Genomic DNA, 1674 nt, shown 5'->3' on the forward strand with positions numbered 1-1674 from the left:
TCGATACTCTTATACGGCGAAGAGCACAATATTTCGACAGTACCAGTTTGCCGCCAACAGCCTCGAGGGGCTGACCGCGGCGCAACAAGCCACTGCGCGAAATGCGCGAATTGGATTGATCGGCGCAGATCGTGAATTCTACGCCACGACGCGACAAGGATTGATTTCCGCTCTCGCCTCCGCTTCCTATAAAATTTCACCCGACTCGCTCGCTTACGCGACCTACGCGCGCGGAGGGCGCGCTGGCGGTCCAAATCCCGTCGCCAACCTTCCGACGACAGCCGCCACGACTGTGCGGCCCGAGGAATTGGACGACTTTGAGATTGGATTGAAGACCGACTTCTTCGATCATCGAGTGCTCGCGAACATCGCAGCATTCATCATGGTCGATCGAAATTATATCACCAATATCACAGATACGTCGGGCGCTCGGCCGATCACCTATCTCTCCAACGCCAAGAGGGCGGTCTCACGAGGGTTCGAGCTCGATCTACGAGCAAAACTCATAGAGGGGCTGACGACCTATGGTTCTGTCACTTACGATCACACCTATTACGATTCCTTCGAGAATGCCCCTTGCCGATTTGAACTCGCATTCTCGAGCTCCTGCAGCCTGACGGGCCGCCCGATCTCCCTCACGCCGCGATGGGCTCTCGCCGCTGGCGGCGAATATGCACACGATATCGGACGCGTGCTCGATCCGATCGAAAGGTCGGTGATCGCCTATTTCGGAGCCGACTTCTCCTACCAGACGAAATTCTTCTCGGTTCCAGACGATTCGATCTACAGCGTAATCGACGCGTACGGCCTGCTCAATCTGCACGCGGGACTGCGCTTCGCAGACGAGAGCGTCGATCTGTCGGGATGGGTTCACAATTTGACGAACAAACACTATTTCACGACCGTATCTCCGAATTTCAGCGCCGGAGGAGTGATCGGCACACCGGCTGATCCGATTATGGCAGGCTTCACGGTGAAGGCGAAATTCTGATCACAAGCCGAAGTCTGACGCTTCTTCCCCGAGGCGAGGTTCGTGATCGCTCCGAGCCTCGTCGATGTGCGCGGGAGCGTCGAGCGCCTGTACACATTGACGACCGACTCCGGAGTCAATGTGAAGCGCGCCCGGCGCGACGCGGCGATCGCATGCCAATGAATGACGAATTGGCGGCCCGGTATCGACCCGGCCAGCGATCAGCGCATTAGCTGGAGCGATGTCACGCATAAGCGAAACGAGCATTGCCAAATGCGACCGTGATGGACATAGCTACGAAAGGCGCTTTCGCCCATCCACAGTCGAATTGTTCCACGAAATGTCGCTCGAGCAACAGAGCCGCAGCATTGGAGTTATCACCGCTCACGAGCGGTGGCGTTGGTTCCGCTTCGCGGTGCTGCTCACGGGCGTTTTTCTGTCGCCCCTCGATTTTTTTATCGTCAATATCGCGCTGCCGGCGATCAAGGAGGAGTTCGGCGCGACGCCCTCCGATTTACAGCTCGTTGTTTCAGGCTACATGACGACTTACGCCGTTTTCCTTATCACAGGGGGTAGGCTCGGAGACATTTTTGGACGACGGAAGATCTTTTTGTCCGGACTGGCCGGTTTTGCCGGAGCATCCGCGATATGCGGTTTGGCCACCTGTTCGAGCGTTCTCGTGGTGGGCCGAATTCTCCAAGGAC

The 1674-nt window shown here is 57.0% G+C and carries 2 protein-coding genes; both read left to right on the forward strand.

Annotated features, from left to right (window positions below; all coding sequences use genetic code 11):
- The coding region (locus tag A1351_RS06680; RefSeq protein ID WP_157096135.1) for a TonB-dependent receptor at positions 1-991 on the forward strand (991 nt) is incomplete at its 5' end.
- Between the two features lie 319 nt (positions 992-1310).
- The coding region (locus A1351_RS06685) for an MFS transporter (RefSeq protein WP_157096136.1) at positions 1311-1674 on the forward strand (364 nt) is incomplete at its 3' end.

The organism is Methylosinus sp. R-45379 (assembly GCF_001644125.1).
Lineage (GTDB): Bacteria > Pseudomonadota > Alphaproteobacteria > Rhizobiales > Beijerinckiaceae > Methylosinus.